This window comes from Streptosporangium nondiastaticum (assembly GCF_003011965.1).
In the GTDB taxonomy this organism is placed as follows: Bacteria; Actinomycetota; Actinomycetes; order Streptomycetales; family Streptomycetaceae; genus Streptomyces; species Streptomyces nondiastaticus.
The window spans coordinates 1-25,975 of record NZ_PXWG01000091.1; the positions used below are offsets into that span (position 1 = coordinate 1).

The following is a 25,975-nucleotide window of genomic DNA, read 5'->3' on the forward strand; positions in this document are numbered from 1 at the left end:
ACACCGGCCGCGACGTCGCGTCCCTCCGCGCGGACACGGACCGCGACAAGATCTTCACCGCGCACGAGGCCGTCGCGTACGGGCTCGCCGACCAGGTCCTGACCCGGCGGATGCTGTCGGCCGCCGCGGCGTCGCGCCCCGCGGGCCGCCCCGCGAGGACCTCCCGCAGCAGCTCGCCCAGCTCCACGCCGGCCCGCGCCTCGGCGGCCAGCAGCTCACCGATCCGGGCCGCCGTCTCCATGGCCTGGGCCAGCCGCGGATCCGCGTACGGGACGCTCAGGTCCAGGCCCGCCAGCTGCTCGTCGTCCAGCAGCCACACGTAGCCGTGCACCACGCCGCGGTGGCGCACCGGCAGGCAGATGCGCCCCTTGAACACCCCCGCCGCCGGGTCCGGCGGGATCCGCAGCGGCGACTGCGCCCGCGCGATGCCGAACGCCTCGAACCACGCCCGGACGGCCGCCGTGGACCGGCGCTGCAGGATCGAGCGGGTCCGCACCGGGTCCATGACCGCGTCGAGGTCGTCGTCGCCGCCGTGCGCGCCGAACGCGATCAGGACGAAGTCCCGGTCCTCCAGCGTCGCCGGGGCGCCGAGCGCCGCCGATATCTCGTCGACGAGGTGCTGATAGTCACCGCGCATGGCCCCGCCACGCTCCTTCCCCCGTACGTGCGGCCCCGGCCGGCCCACCGCCGGCCGCGGCTTTGGGTTCGCAAATTGTCCTGGAATCAACCCAAGGTTCTATGTGCAGGTCACCATTGTCATACATGTGTCTGAGATCCGGGCCACGGATGCGTGACAGCTGTCGATGGCTCACGATCGAGGTGATCTCTAGTTTTCACGATGAGTCACTTATGCCGTTTCCCCGCGTGGGACGGCCGTCATCGTGGAGGTGCCCCGTGCTGGGTCCCGTGATCCTCGCTGCCTCGCGCAGCGACAAAATGCGCCGTTTCGTGTCGGCAGCCCCGGGCACCAAGCAGGTCGTCGACCGCTTCATCGCGGGGGAGACCGTCGACCAGGTCATTCCGATCGTGAAGGACGCCGCCGCCAAGGGGCTGGAGGTCACCCTCGACGTGGTGGGCGAGGACATCACCACCGTCGAGCAGTCCCACGCCGCCCGCGACGCCTACCTGGAGCTCATCGGCCGCCTGAAGGAGCTCGGCCTGGGCGAGCGCGCCGAGATGTCCGTCAAGCTCTCCATGTTCGGCCAGGCGCTGGAGGGCGGCCACGAGCTCGCCCTCGCCAACGTCCGCCCCGTCGTCGAGGCCGCCGCCGCCATCGGCACCACGGTTACGCTGGACGCGGAGGACCACACGACCCTCGACTCGATGTTCGCCATCCACGAGGAGCTGCGGAAGGACTTCCCGCAGACCGGCTGCGTCATCCAGGCGTACCTCTTCCGCACCGAGGACGACGCCCGCCGCCTGGCCGCCGCCGGCAGCCGTGTGCGTATCGTGAAGGGTGCGTACAAGGAGCCCGCCTCCGTCGCATACCAGGACAAGGCAGAGATCGACAAGGCGTTCGTCCGGATCGTCAGGATCCTCATGGCGGGCGAGGGCTACCCGATGATCGGCTCGCACGACCCGCGTCTGATCGCCATCACACAGGAGCTCGCCCGGCAGGCCGGCCGCAAGCTGGACGAGTACGAGTTCCAGATGCTGTACGGCATCCGCAGCGAGGAGCACGTCCGCCTGGCCGCCGAGGGCCACCGGATGCGCGTGTACACCGCGTACGGCACCGACTGGTACGGCTACTTCATGCGGCGCCTCGCCGAGAAGCCCGCCAACCTGCTGTTCTTCGCCCGCTCCATCCTCACCAAGGGCTGAGCCGCCCCCACACCCCCCGCAGAGCCCCGAAGGAGACACGGAACCCATGGACGCTGTGACCCAGGTCCCCGCCCCGGTCAACGAGCCGGTCCACGGCTACGCCCCCGGCAGCGCCGAGCGCGCCCGCCTGGAGGCCAAGCTCAAGGAGCTGGCGGCGAACCCGATCGACCTGCCCATGACCATCGGCGGCGAGAAGCGCATGGGCGGCGGCGAGCCGTTCAAGGTCGTCCAGCCGCACAACCACGCCGCCGTCCTCGGCACCTTCAACAACGCCACCACGCAGGACGCCCAGGACGCGATCGACGCCGCCCTCGCCGCCGCCCCGGCCTGGCGCGCGATGTCCTTCGACGACCGCGCCGCGATCATCCTGCGCGCCGCCGAGCTGCTCGCCGGCCCCTGGCGCGAGACGCTGGCCGCCTCCACCATGCTCGGCCAGTCCAAGACCGCCCAGCAGGCCGAGATCGACACCCCCTGCGAGCTCGTCGACTTCTGGCGCTTCAACGTGCACTTCGCGCGCCAGATCCTCGCCGAGCAGCCGGTCGCCAACTCCGCCGGCGTGTGGAACCGCAGCGACCACCGCCCGCTCGAGGGCTTCGTCTACGCGATCACGCCGTTCAACTTCACCGCCATCGCCGGCAACCTGCCGACCGCCCCCGCCCTCATGGGCAACGTGGTCGTCTGGAAGCCGTCCCCCACCCAGACCCACGCCGCCGTGCTGCTCATGCAGCTCCTGGAGGAGGCCGGTCTGCCCAAGGGCGTCATCAACCTGGTGACCGGCGACGGCATCGCCGTCTCCGAGGTGGCCCTGAACCACCCCGAGCTGGCCGGCATCCACTTCACCGGCTCGACCAAGACCTTCCAGTACCTGTGGAAGACGGTCGGCAACAACATCGAGAAGTACCGCTCCTACCCGCGCCTGGTCGGCGAGACCGGCGGCAAGGACTTCGTCGTCGCCCACCCGAGCGCCGACCGCGCGGTCCTGAAGACCGCCCTGACCCGCGGCTCCTTCGAGTTCCAGGGCCAGAAGTGCTCCGCCTCCTCCCGCGCCTACATCCCGCGCTCCATCTGGGAGGACGGCTTCAAGGAGGAGTTCGCGGCCGAGGTCGACGGCATCACCATGGGTGACGTCACCGACCTGTCGCACTTCATCGGCGCCGTCATCGACGACCGCGCGTTCGCCAAGAACAAGGCCGCGATCGACCGCGCCAAGGCCGACCCGAGCTGCACGATCGTCGCCGGCGGCACGTACGACGACTCGGTGGGCTACTTCGTCCGCCCGACCGTCATCGAGTGCACCGACCCGGAGAACGAGGTCTTCACGACCGAGTACTTCGGCCCGATCCTCGCCGTCCACGTCTACGAGGACGCCGACTTCGACGCGATGCTGGAGCAGATGGAGTCCGTCTCGGCGTACGCCCTGACCGGCGCCGTCATCGCGAACGACCGCGCCGCGGCCGCCGACGCCATGGCCAAGCTGCGCTTCGCCGCCGGCAACTTCTACATCAACGACAAGTCGACCGGTGCCGTGGTCGGCCAGCAGCCGTTCGGCGGCGGCCGCGCCTCCGGCACGAACGACAAGGCCGGTGCGGCCTCCAACCTGATGCGGTGGATCTCGACCCGCTCCATCAAGGAGACCCTGGTCGCGCCGACCGACTACCGCTACCCGCACATGGGCTGATCCGGCCCCGTAGCTGACCTCCGCCCCCGTCCGGCTCCCCAGCCGGGCGGGGGCGGAGCCGTTTCCGGGGTGCCGTTGCCGGGCCGCCCCGCCGTCTCAGATAGTAGGAAGCCCGAGTAATCCTGCAGACAGCGCGGTACAGCTGTCCTAGCGTGGAAGAAGCCGAGCGCGCGCTCCATCGAGCGACAAGCGGTTGCGGCCCCGTGCGCGAGCGCAGGCGATCCCTGCGGCACCGCGGCCCCCGCCCTTCCCCGGCGCTCCTCCCGCCCTCCCGCTGTTCGTTCAGCACTCCCTTCCGCATCTTTCCCGCAGGCAGCAGAGGAGAAGTGACCTCCCATGGCCGACACCGCCGTCCGCAGGACCCGCCGCACCCCCCGTACGGCCGACCGCACCGACCGCCAGACCGACCGGATGAACGCCGCCGCCGCGCTCCAGCGGGCCCTGGACCGCCGGGACAACGGCGGCGTCACCGGTCACTGAGCGACCGGGCGAGTCCCGAGTCCCGCCCTCAGTCCCGCCGCGCGGGGCGGACGACGTCGAAGTGGTCGACGCGCGCGCCGTTCTCCGCCAGAGCGGTCACCCGCAGCCGCGGGCGCCCGCCCCGTGCGGCCGGCTCGGACTCCACCGCGAGGAACGAGAAGCCGGTGTAGCGCACCCGTGACCACTCCACCTGCTCCGGGTGCTTCACGCGCCCCTTCTCCCAGAAGTAGCTGTCCACGCTCTCCAGGTCCTTCACATGGCCCTCGTAGCTGTCCGGGGCGGGGAAGTCGTAGAGCGACTTCCCCGCCCCGCCGGCGGTCACGTAGACGATGCCGTCGCGCGTGGAGTCGGCGGTGCCGCCGATGGGGACCTTCCGCCCCACGCGCGTGCCGCGGAGCGCGTCGGTGCGCTCGTAGATGTGGTTGTGGCCGTTGATGACGAGATCCACGCCGTGCTTCTCGAAGAGCGGCAGCCACGCCTCCCGCACCGCGCCGTCCGATGCGTGCGCCTTCGTCGTGGAGAACGCGCAGTGGTGGAAGAAGACGACGATGAAGTCGAGCCCGCGCGTGCGGCGCAGCTCGCCGAGCCGTCGGTCGAGCCACGCGGTCTGCGCGCCCCCGCTGTAGCCGGTGTTGGCGGTGATCTCGTACGAGATGTCGTTGGCGTCCAGGGCGACGACGCCGGTGTTGCCGTAGACGAAGGAGTAGACGCCCGGGGCGCGCGCGGGGTCGAAGCCGTTGCCGGGGAGGGCCCAGCGGGCGCTCTGGCCGCCGTAGCCGTTGGGGGAGTACCAGGCCTCCATGTCGTGGTTGCCGGTGGTGACCATCCACGGCACGGACGCCGCCACGGACTCGGTCTGGGCGAGGAACTGGTCCCACACGCGCGCGTCGTAGACGTCGGTGGGCTTGCCCGCGCCGCTGTCGTCGGCGTAGCAGATGTCGCCCGCGTGCAGGTGGAACGCCGGGTTCTGGCCCAGGATCAGCTGGTCGTTGGCGAGGGCCTGGTAGCTGACGCCCTGGTCGCCGAAGGCGGTGAACGTGAACTTCTCGGCCTTGCCGCCCTTCTCCGGGCGCTCGGGCGCGGTGCGGAAGGTGCCGATGCCGGAGAAGTGGCGCGGGTCGGCCGGGTCGTAACCGTCGTGCCCCACGCCGTAGTAGTACGTCCGCCCGGGGCGCAGGTTGTCGAGCGCGGCGTGCAGGTACACCTGGTCGACGGCGGGGAGCTTCTTCGACAGCGGCGGCGTGTGCAGGGTGCGCACTTCCGCCTCCAGCTTGAGGCCGAGGTCCCACGGCGCGAGGCCCACCCGGACGTACGGCCGTCTCACCGCGAACGGCACCTGCCAGGAGATCCGCATCTGCGTCCGCGGGTCGGCGCCGAAGGCCAGGTGCCGCCCGAACGGGGCCACGTGCTTGCCGTCGACCGCCGCGGCGGCGGAGGAGACGAGCAGCTCCGGGGATGACGCGGGCGAGGGCCCTGGTGAGGGCGCCGGGCCGGGGTAGGCGCGCGCGGGCCCGGCCAGGAGGCCCGTGCCGGCGGCGGCCCCGGCCGTCACCGCCCCGGCGCGCAGCATGCCGCGCCGGGTGAGCGGCCGGGCGAACCGGGCCCGCAGGTACTCGTGCTGCTCCGCCATCGTCATGCGGTCCGCGAGCTGCTCGGGGATGCCTACACGTGGTGTGTCCATGGCGACCAACGTGCCAGGAACCGGCAACCCCGTTGCGGACTTTGGGTGAACGTGACCCGGCAGCTTCGTCATCTGTCCGTATCGTGGACAAGGTGTGTCATCCAACGGGACGGGAGAGTACGGTCCCGGTATGTCTCGCAGCATTCGCCTCGCAGTGATCCCCGGTGACGGCATCGGCCGGGAAGTCGTGGCCCAGGGCCTCAAGGTGCTCTCGGCGGTCCTCCCGTCGGACGTGAAGCTGGAGACCGAGGAGTACGACCTCGGCGCCCGGCGGTACCACGCGACCGGCGAGATCCTCCCCGACGCCGAGCTCGCGTCCCTCAAGCACCACGACGCGATCCTGCTCGGGGCGATCGGCGACCCCTCCGTGCCCGCCGGCGTGCTGGAGCGCGGTCTGCTGCTCAAGCTGCGGTTCGCCTTCGACCACTATGTGAACCTGCGGCCCTCGAAGCTCTTCCCGAACACGGCCACCCCGCTCGCCGGGCGCCCCGACATCGACTTCGTCGTCGTCCGGGAGGGCACCGAAGGCCCCTACACCGGCAACGGCGGCTCCCTGCGCACCGGCACCCCGCACGAGGTCGCCACCGAGGTCAGCGTCAACACCGCCCTCGGCGTGGAGCGCGTGGTGCGCGACGCCTACGAGCGGGCCCAGGCGCGTCCCCGCAAGAAGCTGACGCTCGTCCACAAGAACAACGTCCTCGTCTACGCCGGACAGCTGTGGAAGAGCACCTTCGACCGGGTGGGCCGGGAGTACCCCGAGGTCACCACGGACTACCTGCACGTGGACGCGGCGACCATCTTCATGGTCACGCAGCCCGAGCGGTTCGACGTGATCGTCACCGACAACCTCTTCGGTGACATCCTCACGGACCTCGCCGCGGCCGTCACCGGCGGCATCGGCCTGGCCGCCTCGGGCAACATCAACCCCGACGGGGCGTTCCCGTCGATGTTCGAGCCGGTCCACGGCTCCGCGCCCGACATCGCGGGCACGGGCAAGGCCGACCCCACCGCCACGGTGCTCTCCGTGGCCATGCTCCTGCGCCACCTCGGCCACGAGGCGGAGGCCGCCCGCATCGAGACGGCCGTCGCCGAGGACCTGGCGGCCCGGGACGGGGCGGCGCCCCGCACGACGGACGAGACCGGCGACGCACTCGCCCTGCGAGTAACCGGCTAGCTCCCGGCCGCTGACTCAGCGCGCGGCCGGATGCGACCATCGATCCAGGGCCGCGCGCACGTTTTCCGTCCACGGCCCCACGAGCGATAATCGAACGTGGGGCCGCGGCATGAGGGGAAGCTCGGATGCTCTGACACCGTCAGGGACGGGGCGAGCTCGCGGTCCGCCACACACAACGGTGAAGGACACGCACTCATGACGACGCCCACGATCGAGCTCAAGCCCTCTTCGCACCCGCTGTCGGACGCGGAGCGGGAGCAGATCCTGGCCAACCCCGGCTTCGGCCGCCACTTCACCGACCACATGGTGACGATCAAGTGGACGGAAGGCCGGGGCTGGCACGACGGCCAGCTCGTTCCGTACGCGCCGCTGTCGATCGACCCGGCGAACATGACGCTGCACTACGCGCAGACGATCTTCGAGGGCGCCAAGGCGTACCGCCAGCCCGACGGCTCCGTCGCCATCTTCCGGCCCGAGGAGAACGCCAAGCGCCTGCAGGCGTCCGCGCGCCGGCTCGCCATGCCCGAACTGCCCGTCGAGACCTTCATCGAGGCGTGCGACGCGCTGGTCAAGCAGGACAAGGCGTGGGTGCCCGGCTCCGGCGAGGCCTCGCTCTACCTGCGCCCGTTCATGTTCGCGACCGAGGTCGGCCTCGGCGTCCGTCCGGCCAACGAGTACATGTTCGTGGTGATCGCCTCGCCCGCCGGCGCCTACTTCCCCGGCGGCGTGAAGCCGGTCTCGGTCTGGCTGAGCGAGGAGTACGTGCGCGCGTGCCCCGGCGGCACCGGCGCCGCCAAGGCCGGCGGCAACTATGCCGCCTCCCTCGTCGCCCAGGCCCAGGCCATGGAGCACGGCTGCGACCAGGTCGTCTGGCTGGACGCCATCGAGCGCCGCTGGATCGAGGAAATGGGCGGCATGAACCTGTACTTCGTGTACGGGAACAAGGTCATCACCCCGGAGCTCACCGGCTCGCTCCTCCCCGGCATCACCCGCGCCTCGCTGATGACGATCGCCGCCGACCTCGGCTACGAGGTCGCCGAGGGCCGCATCTCCGTGGACGACTGGAAGAACGGCTGCGCCGACGGCACCCTCACCGAGGTCTTCGCCTGCGGCACCGCCGCCGTCATCACCCCGGTCGGCACCGTGAAGTCCGCGCGCGACGGCTGGACGGTCGCCGACGGGCAGCCGGGCGAGGTCACCATGAAGCTCCGCAAGGCGCTCCTCGACATCCAGACCGGCGCCGCCGAGGACACCCACGGCTGGATGCACCCCCTGGGCTGAGGCCCGCGCTGATGTACGTACGTCCGTATGCCCGCGTCCACGGATGCGGGCATACGTGTGTACGGGGCCGGTCGCGTACGTGCGTCCGGGGCGGGGCACGTACGTGCGTCCGGGCAGGGTGCCCGCGCGCGTCGCGCCCGTGAACGCAACGCACGCAAGTACTCGTGATCGTTGCCGGCCGTACCCTTGTCCGACCCGTGCCGTTCCGCCACCGTGATCCACCATGGGACAGCACTGGAAGAAGATCTGGGTCGGCTCGGCCGGCAACATGGTCGAGTGGTTCGACTGGTTCGTCTACGCGTCGTTCGCGACGTACTTCGCGGGCTCCTTCTTCCCCGCGGGCAATGACACCGCGAAGCTGATGAACACTGCCGGCATCTTCGCCGTCGGCTTCTTCATGCGCCCCGTGGGCGGCTGGCTGCTCGGCCGGGTCGGCGACCGGAAGGGCCGCAAGGCGGCCCTCACGCTGACCGTCTCCCTGATGTCCGCCTCGGCCGTGCTCATCGCCGTCGCGCCGACCTACGCGGTCGCCGGCTACGGCGGCGTCGCCGTCCTCCTCGTCGCCCGGCTGCTGCAGGGCCTGTCGGTCGGCGGCGAGTACGCGGCCAGCGCCACGTACCTCACGGAGGCGTCCGCGCCGGACCGCCGCGGCTTCGCCTCCAGCTTCCAGTACGTGTCGATGACGGCGGGCCAGATCCTCGGCCTGGGGCTGCAGATCGTGCTGCAGCACACCCTCTCCAGCGGCGAGCTGCACAGCTGGGGCTGGCGCATCCCGTTCGTCGTGGGCGCCCTCGGCGCGGCCGTCATCTTCTACCTGCGCCGCAACATGCTGGAGACCGAGGCGTACACGGAGGCCACGGAGGAGGGCGCGGGGGAGAGCGCCGGGGCCGCCGCCGAGCGGGGCACCATCCGGGCCCTCATGCGGCACAAGCGCGAGGCCTTCCTCGTCGTCGCCCTCACCATGGGCGGCACCGTCGCGTACTACACGTACACCACCTACCTGACGAAGTACCTCTCCAACAGCGCGGGCCTGCCCAAGCAGACCGCGACCCTGGTCAGCTTCTGCGCCCTGCTGGTCTTCGCCTGCCTGCAGCCGCTGGCGGGCGCCCTCTCGGACCGCATCGGCCGCCGCCCCCTGCTGATCACCTTCGCGGTGGGCTCCACCTTCCTCACCGTGCCGATCATGACCATGCTCAAGCACGCGGGCTCGTTCTGGCCGGCCCTCGGCCTGTCCCTGCTCGCCCTGGTCGTCGTCACCGGCTACACCTCCATCAACGCGTGCGTGAAGGCCGAGCTCTTCCCGACGGGCATCCGGTCGCTGGGCGTCGCCCTGCCGTACGCCGTCGCCAACGCGCTCTTCGGCGGCACGGCCGAGTACGTGGCCCTGTGGTTCAAGAACGGCGGCATCGAGTCGGGCTTCTACTGGTACGTGGCCGGCTGCGCCGCGGTGTCGCTGGTCGTCTACCTGACGATGCGCGAGACGCGGGACATCGACCTCAAGCGGGTCGGCGGCGCACCCGAGGGCGCTCCGGCGGAGGCGGGCAAGGTGCCCGCATCCTGAGACCCGCCCGCACGGCGGAACCGGCGTGTGCCAAGATGCACCTATGCTCCCGTTCGCCATGATTATTGGCAGCAGGCGCGCCGGTCCGCAGTGACCGCTCCCGTACCACCCGTACGGAGCGGACACCGTCGTCCCAGACCCGCGCGCAGACCTCTCGCACCCGCGAGAGGTTTTTGCGTTTTCCGGCCCACCCGCGCCGGGGAGCGCAGGGCGGGGGAGGCCGGGGACGGTGGAACGGGTAATTCCGGTAGACCGACATCCTCACAGGAGTCAGAGCAGCATGACGGACGCAACCGACGGCCCCGACGAACGCACCCGCGTCGACGACCGCTTCCACGTCTTCGACACCACGCTGCGCGACGGAGCGCAGCGCGAGGGCATCAACCTCACCGTCGCGGACAAGCTGACCATCGCCCGGCACCTGGACGACTTCGGCGTCGGCTTCATCGAGGGCGGCTGGCCGGGCGCCAACCCCCGGGACACCGAGTTCTTCCAGCGCGCCCGCGAGGAGATCGACTTCCGCCACGCGCAGCTCGTCGCGTTCGGCGCCACGCGCAAGCCGGGCGTGCGGGCCGAGGACGACCCGCAGGTCGCCGCGCTGCTCGACTCCGGCGCCCCGGTGATCACCCTGGTCGCCAAGTCCCACGACCGGCACGTCGAACTGGCCCTGCGCACCACCCTCGACGAGAACCTCGCCATGGTGCGCGACACGGTCGCGCACCTGTGCGGGCACGGCCGCCGCGTCTTCGTCGACTGCGAGCACTTCTTCGACGGCCACCGGGCCAACCCGGACTACGCCCTGGAAGTCGTCCGCACCGCGTACGAGGCGGGCGCCGCCGTCGTCGTCCTGTGCGACACCAACGGCGGCATGCTGCCCGCGCAGGTCGGCGCGACGGTGCGGGAGGTCATCGAGGCGACCGGCGCCCGCCTGGGCATCCACGCGCAGGACGACACCGGCTGCGCCGTGGCCAACACCCTCGCCGCCGTGGACGCCGGCGCGACGCACGTGCAGTGCACCGCCAACGGCTACGGCGAGCGCGTCGGCAACGCCAACCTGTTCCCCGTCGTGGCCGCCCTGGAGCTCAAGTACGACCGCCGCGTGCTGCCGCCCGGGGCGCTGGCCGAGATGACGCGCATCTCGCACGCCATCGCCGAGGTCGTCAACCTCACGCCCTCCACGCACCAGCCCTACGTGGGCGTCTCGGCGTTCGCGCACAAGGCCGGGCTGCACGCCTCCGCGATCAAGGTCGACCCGGACCTGTACCAGCACATCGACCCGGAGCGCGTCGGCAACACCATGCGCATGCTCGTCTCCGACATGGCCGGCCGCGCCTCCATCGAGCTCAAGGGCAAGGAGCTCGGGGTCGACCTCGGCGGCGACCGCGAGCTGGTCGGCCGCGTCGTGGAGCGCGTCAAGGAGCGCGAGCTCGCGGGCTACACGTACGAGGCGGCCGACGCCTCCTTCGAACTGCTGCTGCGCGAGGAGGCCGAGGGGCGCGCCCGGCGCTACTACCGGATCGAGTCCTGGCGGGCGATCGCCGAGGACCGGCCGGACGGCATCCACGCCAACGAGGCCACCGTGAAGCTGTGGGCCAAGGGGGAGCGCATCGTCGCCACCGCGGAGGGCAACGGCCCCGTCGACGCGCTCGACCGGGCGCTGCGCGTGGCGCTGGAGCGCATCTACCCGCAGCTCGCCGCGCTCAAGCTGACCGACTACAAGGTGCGCATCCTGGAGGGCGGCCGGGGCACGGGCTCGATCACCCGGGTGCTGGTCTCCACGAGCGACGAGAGCGGTGAATGGTCGACGGTCGGCGTCGCGGAGAACGTGATCGCCGCCTCGTGGCAGGCGCTCGACGACGCCTACGCGTACGGACTGCGGCGCGCGGGCGTGGAGCCGCGGGAGTGAGCCCCGCGGCGCGCCCCGGAGCGTGGCCGGGGGCGCGTCACAGGCCCTGAGCCGCCAGCCCGGCGCCGAGCAGGCCGTACGCCCGCTCGGCGTCGGCGTGGGCCGCGGCCAGCACGGCGTCGGTGATGCTCCCGGCCGAGAGGCGCGCCCAGTTGTCCCGCGCGAGGACGTGGTGGACGGCGATGACCTGTGCCGCCGCCAGACCCGCCGTCACCTCGTCCGCCCCGGCCTCCGCCAGGGCTTCGGCCAGGGCCCGCTCGTCCTCGGCGGCGTACTGCATGAGGCGGGCCGCCAGGCTCGGGGTCGAGTAGAGCATGTCCCGGAAGGCCAGCACGGCGGGCACGTCGCACAGGCCGGTGACGGGGTCGCCGGCGTCGAGCCGGGCGTGGAAGTGGGCGCGGAGCGCGGCCAGGGGGGACTCGCCCGGGGCCCGGCCGCGCACGACGCGCGCCGCCTCCCCTTGGTGGTCGGCGATGCGGTGGAGGACCAGGTCCTCCTTGGCGGGGAAGTAGCGGAACAGCGTCGGCTTCGACACCTCCGCGGCCGCGGCCACCTCCGCCACCGACACGCGGTCGAAGCCGCGCTCCAGGAAGAGCGCGATGGCGGTCTCGGACAGCGTCTGCCGCGTGCGCTGTTTCTTGCGCTCCCGCAGCCCGGTCGTCTCCTCGGTCACGAGGCCATCCTAACAGAATCTACGTTACTCGGAAACTTTTGTTACTCAGTTGCATTTTCTGCCGAGGCGGTCTTTCATGAACGCATGACGACCACCACCGCCACCGCCGAAGCGACGACCGCCACCGACGTCCTGATCGTGGGCGCCGGCCCCACCGGACTCACCCTCGCCTGCACCCTCGCCCGCGCGGGAGCGGCCGTACGGATCATCGACAAGTCCCCGGAGCCCCACCGCACCTCCCGCGGCAAGGGCATCAACCAGCGCACCCGCGAGCTCTTCGACGACCTCGGCGCGGGCGCGGAGGCCGCGGCCTCGGGCACCGAGCACATCGCCCTGCGCAAGTACCGCGACGGCGTGGCGATCGCCGACACCGTCACCTTCGGGGACGCCGACCCCGCGCCCGGCGTCCCGTACGCCAGCGGGCTGCTCATGCCCCAGTGGCGCACCGAGGAGATCCTGCGCGGCAGGCTCGCCGAGCACGGCGTGGAGCCGGAGTTCGGCAGCGAGCTGGCCGGGTTCGCCCAGGGCGCGGACGGCGTCGTCGCGACGCTCGCCGACGGGCGGCGCATCGAGGCCGCCTACCTCGTGGGCTGCGACGGCGGCCGCAGCCCCGTGCGCAAGGCGCTCGGCGTGACCTTCGAGGGCCGCACCGACGCCGAGGAGTGCATGGTGATCGGCGACGTCCGCGTGGACGGGCTCGACCCCGCCTACTGGCACCAGTGGTTCGACGAGGACGCGGCGGTCATGCTCTGCCCCTTCCGCGGCAGCACCCACTGGCAGCTGCAGGGCACGCCCGAGCGCGACGCGGACGGCCGGCCCCTCGCGCCCTCCCTGGAGTCGTTCCAGCGGCTCGTCGACCGCTGCTCCCGGCAGGCGGGCATCCGGCTGTCCGACCCCACCTGGTTCTCCGCCTACCGGATCAACGTCCGGATGGCCGACCGCCTCCGCACGGGGCGGGTGTTCCTCGCGGGGGACGCGGCGCACGTCCACTCCATCGCGGGCGGTCTGGGCATGAACACCGGCATCCAGGACGCCTTCAACCTCGGCTGGAAACTCGCGTACGTGGTGCGCGGCCTGGCCTCGTCCGGCCTGCTGGACACCTACGAGGAGGAGCGGCTGCCCGTAGCCGCCTGGACGCTCGGCCTCACCGAGGAGCGGCTGCGCGCGGTGACCGAGGGCGTGAAGCGGGCGGGCGTCGGCACGGAGGCGGTGATCACGGACGACGTCACCACGCTGGGCGTGGGCTACGGCTGGAGCTCCCTCGCATGGGGCGGGGGGAAGGCGGGCGAACGGGCCCCCGACGGACCCTGCGGCGACGGCCTCCGCCTCTTCGACGTCTTCGCCGGGCCGCACTTCACGCTGCTGGGCTTCGGCGGGGGGAGCGCGCAGGCCCTGGCGGAGGCGGGGGAGAAGTGCGCGGACCGCCTGCGCACGCGCCTCGTCGACGACCCCGAGGGGCACGTCCGGCGGGCCTACGGGATCGGGGAGGGCGAGGACGCCCTGGTGCTCGTGCGGCCCGACAACCACATCGCGCTGAGCGCGGGTGCGGACCGGGGCGCGGAGATCGCGGACCGTCTCCTGCGCCTCGGTCGCTGACACCGCACGGGGGCCTCAGGCCTGGGGCGCGGCCTTGACCGCGGAGATGTCGAAGGTCAGCTTCACCTTGTCGCTGACCATGACCCCGCCGGCCTCCAGGGCGGCGTTCCAGGTCAGGCCCCAGTCGGAGCGCAGGATCTCGGTGGCGCCCTCGAAGCCGACGCGCTCCATGCCGTAGACGTCGGTGGCCGAGCCGCCCAACTCCAGGTCGATGGAGAGGGGGCGGGTGACGTCCTTGATGGTGAGGTCGCCGGTGATGCGGTAGCGATCCCCGCCGAGCTGCTCGGCGGCGGTCGAGCGGAAGCTCATCAGCGGGAAGGCCTCGGCGTCGAAGAAGTCGCCGCCGCGCAGGTGGGCGTCGCGGTCCTTCATGCCGGTGTCCACGCTCGCGGTCCGGACGTCGATGGTGGCGGTGGAGCGGGACGGGTCGGTGCCGTCGAGGCGCAGGGTGCCCTCGTGCTCGGTGAACGCGCCCTTGACGTTGGTCACCATGGCGTGGCGGACGGTGAAGCCGATGCTGCTGTGGGCGGGGTCGATGGTGTAGTCGCCGGTGAGGGCGGCGAGTGCCGGGTCGACGGCGCGCGGGGCGGGGACGGCGGCCGGGGTGGTGCTCTGCTTGCGGCTGAAGAGGCCCATGGTGTGCTCCTGTGGCTCGGTGTGAAGGCGGTTGGCCGGTCAGGCAAAGTCGTTGAATGTTCAACTTGACCGTGAAAACACGGTAGCGCGAACTCGTTAAACATTCAACATCTAGGGAGGGGTGAATTCCGGCCGACCCCGGCCGACACGGCCGGCGCACCATTGCCGCCCCTTCCCGCCCCGTGCCACCGTGTGCCTCCGGCACCGTCCGCACCGTCCCGCACCGCGCCCCCGGGGAGGCCCCGCCGTGCCGTCCGGTCCCGCCGTTCCCCGCCCGCCCGCCTGGACCCGCAGGGGCTTCCTCGCCGCCTCCGTCGCCGGCGGCCTCGGCTTCACCACGGCCCCCCGCGACAGTGCCGGGGAGGACCCGTTCGCGGCCCTCCGCGCCCGCTGGCGCGGCCTCATGCTCGGCACCGGCTTCGACCCCGCCGCCGAGCCCTACGCAGGCGCCCTGCGCCGCACCGGAGACCTCGCCCGCACCTACCGCGCCGGCATCGCCCCGGGCCCCGCCTCGCTCTGGCCGGACGCCCCCTTCGACCCGCCCTCCGGCATCACCCGCAGCTACGCGCGCCTGCACACCATGGCCCAGGCCTGGGCCCAGCCCGGCACCGGCCTCACCGGCGACCCCGCCCTCGCCGCCGACACCCTCGCCGGCCTCGACCACGTGCACGCCCGCGTCTACCACCCCGCCACCACCCGCTACGGCAACTGGTGGGAGTGGCAGATCGGCAGCCCCAGACTCCTCCTCGACAGCCTCGCGCTCCTCCACGACGAGGCCGGCGCCGCACGGCGCACCGCCTTCCTCGCCGCCGTCGACCACTTCGTCCCCGACACGATGCTCGGCGACTACACCGGCACCAGCACCGGCGCCAACCGCGTCGACCTGTGCCGCGTCGTCGCCCTCCGCGGCATCCTCGGCGCCTCCGCCACCAAGACCGCCCTCGCCCGCGACGCCCTCTCGCCCGTCTTCCCGTACGTCACCCGCGGCGACGGCCTCTACGCCGACGGGTCCTTCGTCCAGCACTCCCACGTCGCCTACTCCGGCACCTACGGCCAGGTGCTGCTCGACGGGCTGGGCCGGCTCCTCGCCCTGCTCCACGGCTCCCCCTGGGAGATCACCGACCCCGCTCGGCGGACCGCCTACGACAGCGTCGAGAAGGCGTACGCGCCGCTGATCCACGACGGGCTCGTCATGGACAGCGTCTCCGGCCGCGCCGTCAGCCGCGGCCTCCAGGCCGCGGACCCCGGCACGCCGCAGCAGAGCGACCACCAGCGCGGCCACGCCCTCATCGCCGCCATCGCCCTCCTCGCCACCAGCGCGACCCCCGCCGAACGCACCCGCTGGCACGCGATGATCAAGGGCTGGGCCGCCCGCGACACCACCCTCCCGCTCCTCACCGACCCCGCCCTCCCCGTCGCCGACCTCGCCCGGCTCGCCGCCGCCTGCGCCGCGCACGGGGCCCCCGCCCCCGCCCCCGTGGAGCACCGCCTCTTCCCCGCCATGGACCGCGCGGTCCACCGCCGCCCCGGCTGGACGGCGTGCATCGCCATGGCCTCCGACCGCATCGCCCACTACGAGAACGGCAACGGCGAGAACCCGCGCGGCTGGCACACCGGCGCCGGAATGCTCTCGTGGTGGCGCGCAGGCGAAGGCGCCCCGTACACCGACGCCTTCTGGCCCACCGCCGACCCCTACCGGCTGCCCGGCACCACCGCCTCCGCCAAGCCCCTCGCCGACAACGAGGGCGGCGCATGGGGCGAGCCCCGGCCCGCCGTGCGCTGGACCGGCGGCGTGAGCGACGGCGAGTACGCCGTCATCGGCCAGCACCTCAAAGGGCTCTCCTCCACCCTGGAGGCCCGCAAGACGTGGATCTGCACCGCGGACGCCGTCGTCTGCCTCGGAGCGGGCATCACCGCGCGCGACGGCCACCCCGTCGTGACCACCGTCGAGCACCGCAACCTCGGCGCGCACGGGGCGCCCGCCCTCCTCGTCGACGGCACCCCCCAGCCGGTCACCGACGGCTGGAGCGCCCGCTACGAAGCCCCCCGCTGGATCCACCTCGAAGGCCACGGCGGCTACGTCTTCCCCGCCCGCCTCCCCGGCGGCGCCCCGCTCCACGCCCTGCGCGAGTCCCGCACCGGCGCCTGGCGCGACATCAACACCGGCGGCGCCCCCGACCGCCTCACGCGGCGCTACCTCACCCTCTGGCACCCCCACGGCACCGACCCCCGGGACGCCGCCTACGCCTACCTCCTCATGCCCGGCGCGGGACCCCGCGCCCTGGCCGCCCGCGCGGACGACGGCACCTGGCTCGGACTCCTCGCCAACACCCCCGCCTGCCAGGCCGCGTACCTGCCCTCCCTCGGCCTCACCGCAGCCGCCTTCTGGGCCCCCGGCACCGCCGGCCCCCTCACCGCTTCGGCCCCCGCCGCCGTCCTCGTCCGCGACCACGGCCGGACCGCTACCCTCCATATGGCCGAACCGCCCCGCACCGGCGCCGCCGTCGAGATCACCTGGAGCCGCCCCGTGCGCCGTGTCACCGCGCACGACGCCACCATCCGCGTCCTGTCGACAGGCGACAGTCTCCGGCTCCGCGTCACCCCCGGCACCGCCTGCGCCCCGCACCGCTGCTCCGTAGCCCTGGCATGACCGGGCGTGACGCCGGTTCCGGCCCGTTGCCCGTCAAGTTCACTTGCCTACGGGCCGGGGGCGGGAGTTTTGTGGAACCCCCACAGGAGTACCCCCCGATCGGGGGGACCCCCGCTCGGGGTCGCTGCGGCCCTCTGTGCCGCCTGCCCACCAAAAGGCACATGACGTTGTATGGAAACGACATGAGTTTCGGACGGTCCCGCCACGTACCGTCTATGCATGAGCAATCTCGAAGGTGCGCCCGTAGAGGCGAGTGACGTCCGTGGGCGCGTCGCCGAGCTGCACGCCATCCGCGAGCAGGTTCGGCGTGGTCCGAGCGAGCGAGCGACCCAGGCGCAGAAGGCCAAGGGGAAGCTGACGGCCCGGGAGCGTATCGACCTCCTGCTGGACGAAGGCTCCTTCTCGGAGGTGGAGCCGCTGCGCCGGCACCGCGCCTCGGGCTTCGGTCTGGAGAGCAAGAAGCCCTACACCGATGGTGTGATCACGGGTTGGGGCACGGTGCACGGGCGGACGGTGTTCGTCTACGCGCACGACTTCCGGATCTTCGGCGGTGCGCTGGGCGAGGCCCATGCCACGAAGATCCACAAGATCATGGACATGGCCATCGCGGCCGGTGCGCCGCTGGTGTCGCTGAACGACGGCGCCGGTGCGCGTATCCAGGAGGGCGTCTCGGCCCTGGCCGGTTACGGCGGCATCTTCCAGCGCAACACCAAGGCCTCGGGTGTCATCCCGCAGATCAGTGTGATGCTCGGCCCGTGCGCGGGCGGCGCGGCGTACTCGCCGGCGCTGACGGACTTCGTGTTCATGGTCCGCGAGACCTCGCAGATGTTCATCACCGGCCCCGACGTCGTCCGCGCCGTCACCGGCGAGGAGATCACCCAGAACGGCCTCGGCGGCGCGGATGTGCACGCGGAGACCTCGGGTGTGGCGCACTTCGCCTACGACGACGAGGAGACCTGCCTGGAGGAGGTCCGCTACCTCCTCTCGCTGCTGCCGCAGAACAACCGGGAGAACCCGCCGCGCGTCGCGAGCGAGGACCCGGCCGACCGGCTGGGCGAGGCCCTCCTGGACCTGGTCCCCGCCGACGGCAACCGCCCGTACGACATGCGCAAGGTCATCGAGGAGATCGTCGACGACGGCGAACACCTCGAGATCCACGAGCGCTGGGCCACCAACATCATCTGCTCGCTCGGCCGCCTGGACGGCCAGGTCGTCGGCATCGTCGCCAACCAGCCGCAGTCGCTGGCCGGCGTGCTCGACATCGAGGCCAGCGAGAAGGCCGCGCGCTTCATCCAGATGTGCGACGCCTTCAATATTCCGATCATCACTCTTCTGGACGTCCCGGGCTTCCTCCCCGGCGTCGACCAGGAGCACGGTGGAATCATCCGTCACGGCGCGAAGCTGCTCTACGCCTACTGCAACGCCACCGTGCCGCGCATCTCGGTCATCCTGCGCAAGGCCTACGGCGGCGCCTACATCGTCATGGACTCCCAGTCGATCGGCGCCGACCTGACCTACGCCTGGCCGACGAACGAGATCGCCGTGATGGGCGCCGAGGGCGCGGCCAACGTGATCTTCCGCAAGCAGATCGCCGAGGCCGACGACCCCGAGGCGATGCGGGCCCGCATGGTCAAGGAGTACAAGGCCGAGCTCATGCACCCGTACTACGCCGCCGAGCGCGGGCTGATCGACGACGTGATCGACCCGGTCGACACCCGTCAGGTGCTGATCCGCGCCCTGGCGATGCTCGCCTCGAAGCACGCCGACCTGCCCTCCCGCAAGCACGGCAACCCGCCCCAGTAAGGGAGAAACGCATGACCGACACGCTCGTCCGCGTGGAGAAGGGCACGGCCGACGCCGAAGAGCTCGCGGCCGTCACCGCCGTTCTCCTCGCCCGCGCCGCCGCCACCAACGACACGGCGCCGCCCCGCCCCCGCCGCACCACGGCCGCCTGGCGCCGCCTGGAGCGCTCGCCGGGCTTCCGGGCGCCGCACAGCTGGCAGGGCTAGAACCGAACAACGCGAGAGGGCCCGGGGCAGTGCCCCGGGCCCTCTTCGCATGGCCTCATGCGCCCTGGGCCGCCCGCACGCATGGCCTCATGCGCGCACAACGCAGAAGGTCCCCGCACACTCCACGAGGAGCGCGGGGACCTTTCTGCGTCGATGGGGCCGGCGTCGGTGCGGCCGGTGCCTCACCGCAGGCGCGCCATCAGGGCGTGCTCGACCAGGGTGATCAGCGCGCTCTTCGCCTCGTTGCGGTGGCGGGCGTCGGTCGTGATGATCGGCGCGTCGGGGCCGATCTGCAGCGCTTCGCGGACCTCGTCCGGCGTGTAGGGCTGGTGACCGTCGAAGCCGTTGAGGGCGATGACGAAGGGCAGGCCGCTGTTCTCGAAGTAGTCGACGGCGGGGAAGCAGTCGGCGAGGCGGCGGGTGTCGACCAGGACGACGGCGCCGATGGCACCGCGCACGAGGTCGTCCCACATGAACCAGAAGCGGTCCTGACCGGGGGTACCGAACAGGTACAGGATCAGGTCCTGGTCCAGGGTGATACGGCCGAAGTCCATGGCCACGGTCGTCGTGGTCTTGTCCGGCGCGTGGGTGAGGTCGTCGATGCCCGCCGAGGCGGACGTCATCACGGCTTCGGTCCGCAGCGGGTTGATCTCCGAGACCGCACCGACGAACGTGGTCTTGCCCACGCCGAAACCGCCTGCCACCACGATCTTCGCGGAGGTGGTGGAGCGGGCTGCCTCGCCGCTAGAGGTTCCGAAGTCCACTGAGCACCCTTTCGAGCAGTGTCACGTCAGGCTGGCCGCCGGCGGACTCGTCGCCGCCGGGCTGATGGATGGCGACGAGCCCGGCCTCCGCCAAGTCGGCGACGAGGATTCGGGCGACGCCGAGGGGAATGGTGAGAAGTGCCGAGATCTCGGCGACCGACTTGATCTCCGTGCACAGGTGGCAGATGCGCTGGTGTTCCGGCAACTGCCCGTGAAGCTGGGCCGGCTGGGCCGTGGTGTGCACCAGCGCCTCGATGGCGAGCTGGTACCGCGGCCGGGTCCGGCCACCGGTCATCGCGTAGGGGCGGACCAGCGGATTGTTCCGCTTGCCCCCGGAGGGGGACTGCGACGCCCTGCGATGCTGGGGCGCCTGTGGTACTTGCGGCGGCCGTGTGGGCTCCGCCTGCGCACGCGGGCTTGGTGCGGAGGGGAAGTTGAAGCGGTTCAGCGGAGGCTGAGCCTGCTGATCATTGCCGTACGGGTAACCGCCGGGGGGCGTTGCCACGTCTCCTCCTCAACGTGCCTGTCTGCTGCTGGTCGCGCCACCGCACCCTATGGCGCGGTGGCGCGAAACGCACTGCCTCTTTGCTAGTTGAGAAGGCTCCCCTGCAGTTCGGCGCGGAGGTCCGGGGTGAGGACGTTGCCCGCGCGGTCGACGAGGAGGGCCATCTCGTAGCCGACGAGGCCGATGTCGCACTCGGGGTGTGCCAGCACGGCCAGCGAGGATCCGTCGGAGATGGACATGATGAAGAGGAAGCCGCGTTCCATTTCGACCACGGTCTGGTTGACGGCGCCGCCTTCGAAGATGCGGGAGGCTCCGGCGGTCAGTGAGGTCAGGCCGGAGGCGACGGCCGCCAGCTGGTCGGCGCGGTCCCTCGGGAACCCTTCGGACATCGCCAGAAGGAGTCCGTCGGCGGAGACCACGACGGTGTGGGACACCCCTGGGGTGTTCTCCACGAAACTGGTGATCAACCAGTTCAGGTTCTGCGCCGCCTGGCTCATCGGGCTCACACTAACGCTCCTGATCGTAGGTGCCGCCGGGGCCGAAGCCCTGGTCGTGTTGCTCATGCTGCTGTGGGGTGGCCGAACCGCTGTCGGCCCCCACGGTGCGCCCCTGCTGGACGCCGCGGCGGAGATTGCTCAGCCGGCCGCGTACGTCCTCAGGGGCACGGGATATCTGGGGTCCGCCCTGCGGCGTCTGCGCCGCCTTGCCCTCGATCAGATTGGCCTTGGGCACTCGGCGGGGCAGTCCGGAAGGGGTCACTCCACCGGCTTTCGGATCCCGGAGCTGCTCGGCACGCTGCCAGCGCTCGTCGTTCTCCGATCGCCAGTCGGGGTTGTCACCCTCGTGAGGCTGCTGTGGGACGTCCTGCTGGGGCTGCTCCGGTTCGCCGGCCCCCGCGGCCTCTTCGACAGACTCGGACTGCTGCCACTGCGTCGCGCGGCGCGGCAGACCGGACCCGGTCAGCGAGTGGGAGCCGCTCGAAGCGGGGCCCGGACGGTCGAACTCTACGCGCTCGGGCTGCGCCGTGTCAGCGGGCGGCAGTGATTCCGAATCCGCACCGTAACCCTGCTGCGCGCCGTCCTGGTACGTACCAGGCTGCTGCCAGACGTCGCTCCGGGTCTGACCGGTGGTCTCCCCGTACGACTGCTGCTGCGGGTAGCCGGCGTCCGCGTAGCCCTGCTCGGCGTACTCCTGCTCCGGGTAACCGGAGTCCTGGAAGCCGTGCTGCGGCTGCTGCTCGTACGACCGGTCGTACGACTCCTCGTACGGCTGGTCGCCGATCGCCGGGAACTGCTCGGTGTGCTGGTGACCCTGCTGCTCGTACGGCTGCTGCTCGAACTGCGGCTGCTGCTGCTCGTGCTGCTGGGGCACCTCGTCGCGGAACAGCGGGCGGTTGTCGGCCGCGGCCTCCAGCGCCGCGCGCCGCTCGTCGCGGAGCCGCGAACGGTTCACCGGGTCCAGCGCCGCGTTCCCCGCGCCGCCCTGCTGGTCGTAGCGGGAGTCGTCGAAGCCCAGCTCCGCCGCGGTCCGCATGCGGCCCATGGCGGGCGCCTGGCCGCCGCCCTGCTGCTCCGGGACCATCTGCGAGACCGTGAAGCTGTCGGGGGACAGCTCGTCCTCGCCACCGCCACCGTGGGTGATCCGGTCCGGCAGCATGACCAGCGAGGTCGTGCCGGCCTGCTCGCCCGAGGGGCGCAGCTGGACCCGGATGCCGTGGCGCGCCGCCAGGCGGCCGACCACGAACAGACCCATGCGCTGGGAGATCGCGGCGTCCACGGTCGGCGGGTTGGCCAGCTTGTGGTTGATGTCCGCGAAGTCCTCGGCGGTCAGGCCGATGCCCTTGTCGTGGATCTCGACCATCACGCGGCCGTCGGGCAGCCGCGTCGCGGTGACGCGCACCTTGGTGTGCGGGGAGGAGAACGTGGTGGCGTTCTCCAGGAGCTCGGCCAGCAGGTGGACGAGGTCGGTCACGGCGAGGCCGTGGATGTCCGCCTCCGGGACGCCCGAGAGCTCGATGCGCTCGTAGGCCTCCACCTCGGAGGAGGCGGCGCGCAGCACGTCCACCAGCGGGACCGGCTGGTCCCAGCTGCGGCCGGGCTCCTCGCCGGCGAGGACCAGGAGGTTCTCGCCGTTGCGGCGCATACGGGTGGCCAGGTGGTCCAGGCGGAAGAGGTTCTCCAGCTGGTCCGGGTCCGCCTCGTGCTCCTCGAGCTCGGTGATCAGGGTGAGCTGACCCTCGATGAGGCTCTGGTTGCGGCGCGAGAGGTTGGTGAAGATCGCGTTGACGTTGCCACGGAGCAGGGCCTGCTCGGCGGCGAGCCGGACGGCCTCGCGGTGGACCTGGTCGAAGGCGCGGGCGACCTCGCCGATCTCGTCCCGGGTGGTGATCGGGATCGGCTGGACCCGGGTGTCGACCCGGCCCGGGTCGGTCCGCGACAGCTGGTCGACCAGCGCCGGCAGGCGCTGCTCGGCCACGTCGAAGGCGGCGCGCCGCAGGTGGCGCATGTTGCGGCTCATGGAGCGGGCCATCATGCCGGCCACGAAGAACGCGAGCAGCAGGGCCACGACCATGATCGAGGAGTTGACGATCGCGTCGCGCTGGGCGTCGGAGGAGATCTTCTCTGCCTCGTCCACCGCCTTGTCGGTCAGGTACGTCTCGACCGAGCGGTACGCGTCGAACTTCGCCGTGGAGGCGTCCAGCCAGGCGTCGGCCGTGATGCCCGCGGCCTCCAGCTGCTTCGGCGTCTTGCCGGCCATGATGGCGCCGGCGATCTTCTCCTGCTCGGACGACTTCGCCTTGGTGGCGATGGCGTCGTTGAGCCGGCTGATGTCGTCCTCGGTGCCGCTCGCGTCGTACTCGGCGCGGGCGATGTACTCGAGGAAGTAGTAGGAGGAGAACGACGTCCGCTGGAGCTGCTGCTCCTTCGGGTCGGCGTTCGCCTGGACGAGCAGGTGGGTGCCGATGGAGCGCTGCAGCGACTCGGCGGCCTTGGCCAGCGAGACGGCGTACACCATGCGGCCGTACGAGACGACGTTGTTCGTGCCCAGACCGGAGCCCAGCTCGTTGGCGAAGGCCATGAGGGGACGCTGGATGGCGCCGTAGGCGTCCTCGGTCTTCACCCCGGGCAGATCGCGCGTGTAGGCCTTCTTGCGGATGTCGGGCAGGGTCGCCTCGGCCTCGCGGAAGAGCTTCATGCGGCGGCGCAGCGGCGCCGTGTCCGGCATGTCCTTGACGGTCTTGTCGAACTCCGCGCGGGCGGCGTCCGTCGCGTCCTGGGTCTTCTTGATGACCGGGTTCTCCCGGTCGCCCGTCAGGAGCGGCTTGGCCGTCAGGTCGCGCTCGTCGATCACCGCGTGGGCGTAGGTGGCCGCGGCTCGCACCACTCGGGCGGTGTTCGCGGCGTCCTTCGCCTCCTCCCAGGTGTCGACCGACCCCTTGACGTCGAGGCCGCCGAAGACGAGGGCCACGATCACGGGGATGAGGAGGATCGCGTTCAGACGGGTGGGCACCCGCCAGTTGCGGGGTGAGAACCGGCCGCCGGAGCCCGCGGCGGGAGCCGGGGTCTCGGGCACGCCGGAAGCAGGGGAAGCCGAAGGCGGCACCGCTGCGCGTGACGGCGGGGTGAAGTTGCCTCGCCCGTCCTGCGTCTGCTGTGCGGCGCCCGTCTTTCTGCGCGTCACTCGACCAAAACCTCTCGGCGTCGGCACCCGGGTTGTGTGCCGTTTTTCGAACGGAGCCGTTACTGCTCAGTTCCTGGAATTCCAGCACGTCGGGGGTGCGCATTCCAAACAGCGGGGGCTCCCGCCAGGCCACTCGATTTGCCCGACATAAAACGGGCATTAAGAGCGAGCGGCGCCAAATGGCGGGCGACATGTGCGCACAGTGAAGTCGGCCGAACGCGGTCTGTTGCCGCGTCCGGCCGATTCTCTGTCGAAACGTTATGAACTCCGGGCCGGGTCGTGTCCAATGCCACAACCCCGGGACGGCGTCGTACGGGGCAATGTACGTGACGCGTGACGTGCCGGAAGTTTCTGACGAACAGCCACCGAAGAGCTACTTCAGCCGGGCCATCAGAGCGTGCTCGACCAAAGTGATCAGCGTGCTCTTCGCCTCGTTGCGGTGGCGGGCGTCGGTCGTGATGATCGGCGTGTCCGGACCGATCTGCAGCGCCTCGCGGACCTCCTCGGGAGCGTAGGGCTGCTGTCCGTCGAAGCCGTTGAGGCCGATGACGAAGGGCAGGCCGCTGTTCTCGAAGTAGTCGACGGCGGGGAAGCAGTCGGCGAGGCGGCGGGTGTCGACCAGGACGACGGCGCCGATCGCACCGCGCACCAGGTCGTCCCACATGAACCAGAAGCGGTCCTGGCCGGGAGTACCGAACAGATAGAGGATCAGGTCGTCATCAAGGGTGATACGGCCGAAATCCATCGCCACGGTCGTCGTGGTCTTGTCCTGAACGTGGCTCAGATCGTCGATCCCCGCCGAGGCGGAGGTCATGACGGCTTCGGTGCGCAGCGGACTGATTTCCGAGACCGCGCCGACGAACGTGGTCTTGCCCACGCCGAAGCCGCCCGCCACCACGATCTTCGCGGAGGTGGTGGAACGGCCCGTGCCGCCACCACCCATGCCTCCGCTAGAGCTTCCGAAGTCCACTGAGCACCCTTTCGAGCAGTGTCACATCCGGCGTACCGCCGGACTCGCCGCTGCCGCCCGGCTGGTGGATCGCCACCATGCCGGCCTCCGCCAGGTCCGCGACCAGAATGCGCGCCACGCCGAGCGGCATGTTCAGCAGCGCCGAGACCTCGGCGACCGACTTGACCTCGCGGCACAGGTGGCAGATGCGCTGGTGCTCGGGGAGCAGGGTCCCGAGCACGGCCGGGTCGGCCGTGGAGCTGACCAGCGCCTCGATGGCGAGCTGGTAGCGCGGCCGGGTGCGGCCGCCCGTCATGGCGTAGGGGCGGATCAGCGGCTCTTCGCCTTCACTCCCGTACGGCGCGTGATGAGAGGCGCCGTACGGGCCGGGCGAGGCGGGCGGGGTCATGAATCCTCCGGACAGGACAGCAGGACTGGCAATAATGCCGTCGAGCGCGGGCCGGTGGGGGGTTTTCGGCCGTACGGTCGGACGGGATCAGCAGGAAACATCGGTCAGTTCAGCAGGCTGCCCTGGAGCTCGGCGCGGAGGTCCGGGGTGAGGACGTTGCCCGCGCGGTCGACGAGGAGGGCCATCTCGTAGCCGACGAGGCCGATGTCGCACTCGGGGTGTGCCAGCACGGCCAGCGAGGATCCGTCGGAGATGGACATGATGAAGAGGAAGCCGCGTTCCATTTCGACCACGGTCTGGTTGACGGCGCCGCCTTCGAAGATGCGGGAGGCTCCGGCGGTCAGTGAGGTCAGGCCGGAGGCGACGGCCGCCAGCTGGTCGGCGCGGTCCCTCGGGAACCCTTCGGACATCGCCAGAAGGAGTCCGTCGGCGGAGACCACGACGGTGTGGGACACCCCTGGGGTGTTCTCCACGAAACTGGTGATCAACCAGTTCAGGTTCTGCGCCGCCTGGCTCATCGG

Annotated in this window: 22 protein-coding genes; 12 read left to right on the forward strand and 10 right to left on the reverse strand. The window is 71.3% G+C overall.

Annotated features, from left to right (window positions below; genetic code table 11):
• Nucleotides 1-50: 50 nt before the first annotated feature.
• The 4 genes from B7P34_RS38835 to B7P34_RS37640 all read left to right on the forward strand — a co-directional run bounded on the left by B7P34_RS38835 (nt 51) and on the right by B7P34_RS37640 (nt 3,979).
• Nucleotides 51-323, forward strand: coding sequence for a hypothetical protein (locus B7P34_RS38835; protein ID WP_286157511.1), 273 nt, complete (start codon nt 51-53; stop codon nt 321-323).
• Nucleotides 324-894: 571 nt separating this feature from the next.
• Entirely contained in the window at nt 895-1,821 is a 927-nt protein-coding gene (locus B7P34_RS25065) for a proline dehydrogenase family protein (protein WP_106680056.1), read from the forward strand.
• Between the two features lie 46 nt (nt 1,822-1,867).
• The gene (pruA, locus tag B7P34_RS25070; protein ID WP_106680058.1) at nt 1,868-3,499 is read left to right on the forward strand and encodes an L-glutamate gamma-semialdehyde dehydrogenase; all 1,632 of its coding nucleotides are present in this window, start codon (nt 1,868-1,870) and stop codon (nt 3,497-3,499) included.
• Nucleotides 3,500-3,835: 336 nt separating this feature from the next.
• Nucleotides 3,836-3,979, forward strand: a complete 144-nt coding sequence (locus tag B7P34_RS37640; RefSeq protein WP_189383033.1) for a hypothetical protein — start codon at nt 3,836-3,838, stop codon at nt 3,977-3,979.
• 28 nt (nt 3,980-4,007) lie between these two features.
• On the opposite strand, the gene B7P34_RS25075 is transcribed toward B7P34_RS37640, so the two are convergent.
• The gene (locus B7P34_RS25075; RefSeq protein ID WP_106680060.1) at nt 4,008-5,660 is read right to left on the reverse strand and encodes a purple acid phosphatase family protein; all 1,653 of its coding nucleotides are present in this window, start codon (nt 5,658-5,660) and stop codon (nt 4,008-4,010) included.
• A 130-nt stretch (nt 5,661-5,790) separates the two neighbouring features.
• Between B7P34_RS25075 and B7P34_RS25080 the strand changes: the two genes are divergently transcribed.
• From B7P34_RS25080 to cimA, 4 genes are all read left to right on the forward strand, one after another.
• Nucleotides 5,791-6,834 carry a 3-isopropylmalate dehydrogenase gene (locus B7P34_RS25080; protein WP_106680062.1) on the forward strand — a complete coding sequence of 348 codons (1,044 nt, stop codon included), beginning with the start codon at nt 5,791-5,793 and terminating at the stop codon, nt 6,832-6,834.
• A 195-nt stretch (nt 6,835-7,029) separates the two neighbouring features.
• The gene (locus tag B7P34_RS25085; RefSeq protein WP_106680064.1) at nt 7,030-8,115 is read left to right on the forward strand and encodes a branched-chain amino acid aminotransferase; all 1,086 of its coding nucleotides are present in this window, start codon (nt 7,030-7,032) and stop codon (nt 8,113-8,115) included.
• 223 nt (nt 8,116-8,338) lie between these two features.
• Nucleotides 8,339-9,676 (forward strand): MFS transporter, encoded by a 1,338-nt coding sequence (locus B7P34_RS25090; protein WP_106680066.1) that lies wholly within the window; start codon nt 8,339-8,341, stop codon nt 9,674-9,676.
• A 280-nt stretch (nt 9,677-9,956) separates the two neighbouring features.
• Nucleotides 9,957-11,582 (forward strand): citramalate synthase, encoded by a 1,626-nt coding sequence (gene cimA / locus B7P34_RS25100; RefSeq protein WP_106680068.1) that lies wholly within the window; start codon nt 9,957-9,959, stop codon nt 11,580-11,582.
• A gap of 37 nt (nt 11,583-11,619) precedes the next feature.
• On the opposite strand, the gene B7P34_RS25105 is transcribed toward cimA, so the two are convergent.
• The gene (locus B7P34_RS25105) at nt 11,620-12,255 is read right to left on the reverse strand and encodes a TetR/AcrR family transcriptional regulator (protein ID WP_106680070.1); all 636 of its coding nucleotides are present in this window, start codon (nt 12,253-12,255) and stop codon (nt 11,620-11,622) included.
• A gap of 84 nt (nt 12,256-12,339) precedes the next feature.
• On the opposite strand from B7P34_RS25105, the gene B7P34_RS25110 reads away from it, so the two are divergent.
• Nucleotides 12,340-13,851 (forward strand): FAD-dependent monooxygenase, encoded by a 1,512-nt coding sequence (locus B7P34_RS25110; RefSeq protein WP_106680072.1) that lies wholly within the window; start codon nt 12,340-12,342, stop codon nt 13,849-13,851.
• Between the two features lie 15 nt (nt 13,852-13,866).
• Here the strand turns inward: B7P34_RS25110 and B7P34_RS25115 are convergent, their stop codons facing one another.
• The gene (locus B7P34_RS25115; RefSeq protein ID WP_106680074.1) at nt 13,867-14,487 is read right to left on the reverse strand and encodes a YceI family protein; all 621 of its coding nucleotides are present in this window, start codon (nt 14,485-14,487) and stop codon (nt 13,867-13,869) included.
• Nucleotides 14,488-14,734: 247 nt separating this feature from the next.
• Between B7P34_RS25115 and B7P34_RS25120 the strand changes: the two genes are divergently transcribed.
• The 3 genes from B7P34_RS25120 to B7P34_RS25130 all read left to right on the forward strand — a co-directional run bounded on the left by B7P34_RS25120 (nt 14,735) and on the right by B7P34_RS25130 (nt 19,146).
• Entirely contained in the window at nt 14,735-17,137 is a 2,403-nt protein-coding gene (locus tag B7P34_RS25120) for a polysaccharide lyase family 8 super-sandwich domain-containing protein (protein WP_106680076.1), read from the forward strand.
• A 219-nt stretch (nt 17,138-17,356) separates the two neighbouring features.
• Complete coding sequence (locus tag B7P34_RS25125; RefSeq protein ID WP_106680078.1) at nt 17,357-18,940, forward strand: acyl-CoA carboxylase subunit beta; 1,584 nt, start codon at nt 17,357-17,359, stop codon at nt 18,938-18,940.
• Nucleotides 18,941-18,951: 11 nt separating this feature from the next.
• Entirely contained in the window at nt 18,952-19,146 is a 195-nt protein-coding gene (locus tag B7P34_RS25130; RefSeq protein WP_106680080.1) for an acyl-CoA carboxylase subunit epsilon, read from the forward strand.
• A gap of 182 nt (nt 19,147-19,328) precedes the next feature.
• Here B7P34_RS25130 and B7P34_RS25135 read toward each other — a convergent pair whose 3' ends face one another.
• The 7 genes from B7P34_RS25135 to B7P34_RS25165 all read right to left on the reverse strand — a co-directional run bounded on the left by B7P34_RS25135 (nt 19,329) and on the right by B7P34_RS25165 (nt 25,972).
• Nucleotides 19,329-19,910, reverse strand: coding sequence for a GTP-binding protein (locus B7P34_RS25135; protein ID WP_049717346.1), 582 nt, complete (start codon nt 19,908-19,910; stop codon nt 19,329-19,331).
• Nucleotides 19,891-20,415, reverse strand: coding sequence for a DUF742 domain-containing protein (locus tag B7P34_RS39940; RefSeq protein WP_106680082.1), 525 nt, complete (start codon nt 20,413-20,415; stop codon nt 19,891-19,893). The genes B7P34_RS25135 and B7P34_RS39940 overlap by 20 nt, the downstream gene beginning before the upstream one ends.
• An 83-nt stretch (nt 20,416-20,498) precedes the next feature.
• Nucleotides 20,499-20,912, reverse strand: a complete 414-nt coding sequence (locus tag B7P34_RS25145) for a roadblock/LC7 domain-containing protein (RefSeq protein WP_106680088.1) — start codon at nt 20,910-20,912, stop codon at nt 20,499-20,501.
• A 10-nt stretch (nt 20,913-20,922) separates the two neighbouring features.
• Entirely contained in the window at nt 20,923-23,988 is a 3,066-nt protein-coding gene (locus B7P34_RS25150) for a nitrate- and nitrite sensing domain-containing protein (protein ID WP_223268206.1), read from the reverse strand.
• Nucleotides 23,989-24,469: 481 nt separating this feature from the next.
• Entirely contained in the window at nt 24,470-25,039 is a 570-nt protein-coding gene (locus B7P34_RS25155; protein WP_223268207.1) for a GTP-binding protein, read from the reverse strand.
• Between the two features lie 7 nt (nt 25,040-25,046).
• Nucleotides 25,047-25,454, reverse strand: coding sequence for a DUF742 domain-containing protein (locus tag B7P34_RS25160; RefSeq protein WP_030370003.1), 408 nt, complete (start codon nt 25,452-25,454; stop codon nt 25,047-25,049).
• Nucleotides 25,455-25,558: 104 nt separating this feature from the next.
• Nucleotides 25,559-25,972 (reverse strand): roadblock/LC7 domain-containing protein, encoded by a 414-nt coding sequence (locus tag B7P34_RS25165; protein WP_106680088.1) that lies wholly within the window; start codon nt 25,970-25,972, stop codon nt 25,559-25,561.
• Between the last annotated feature and the right edge of the window lie 3 nt (nt 25,973-25,975).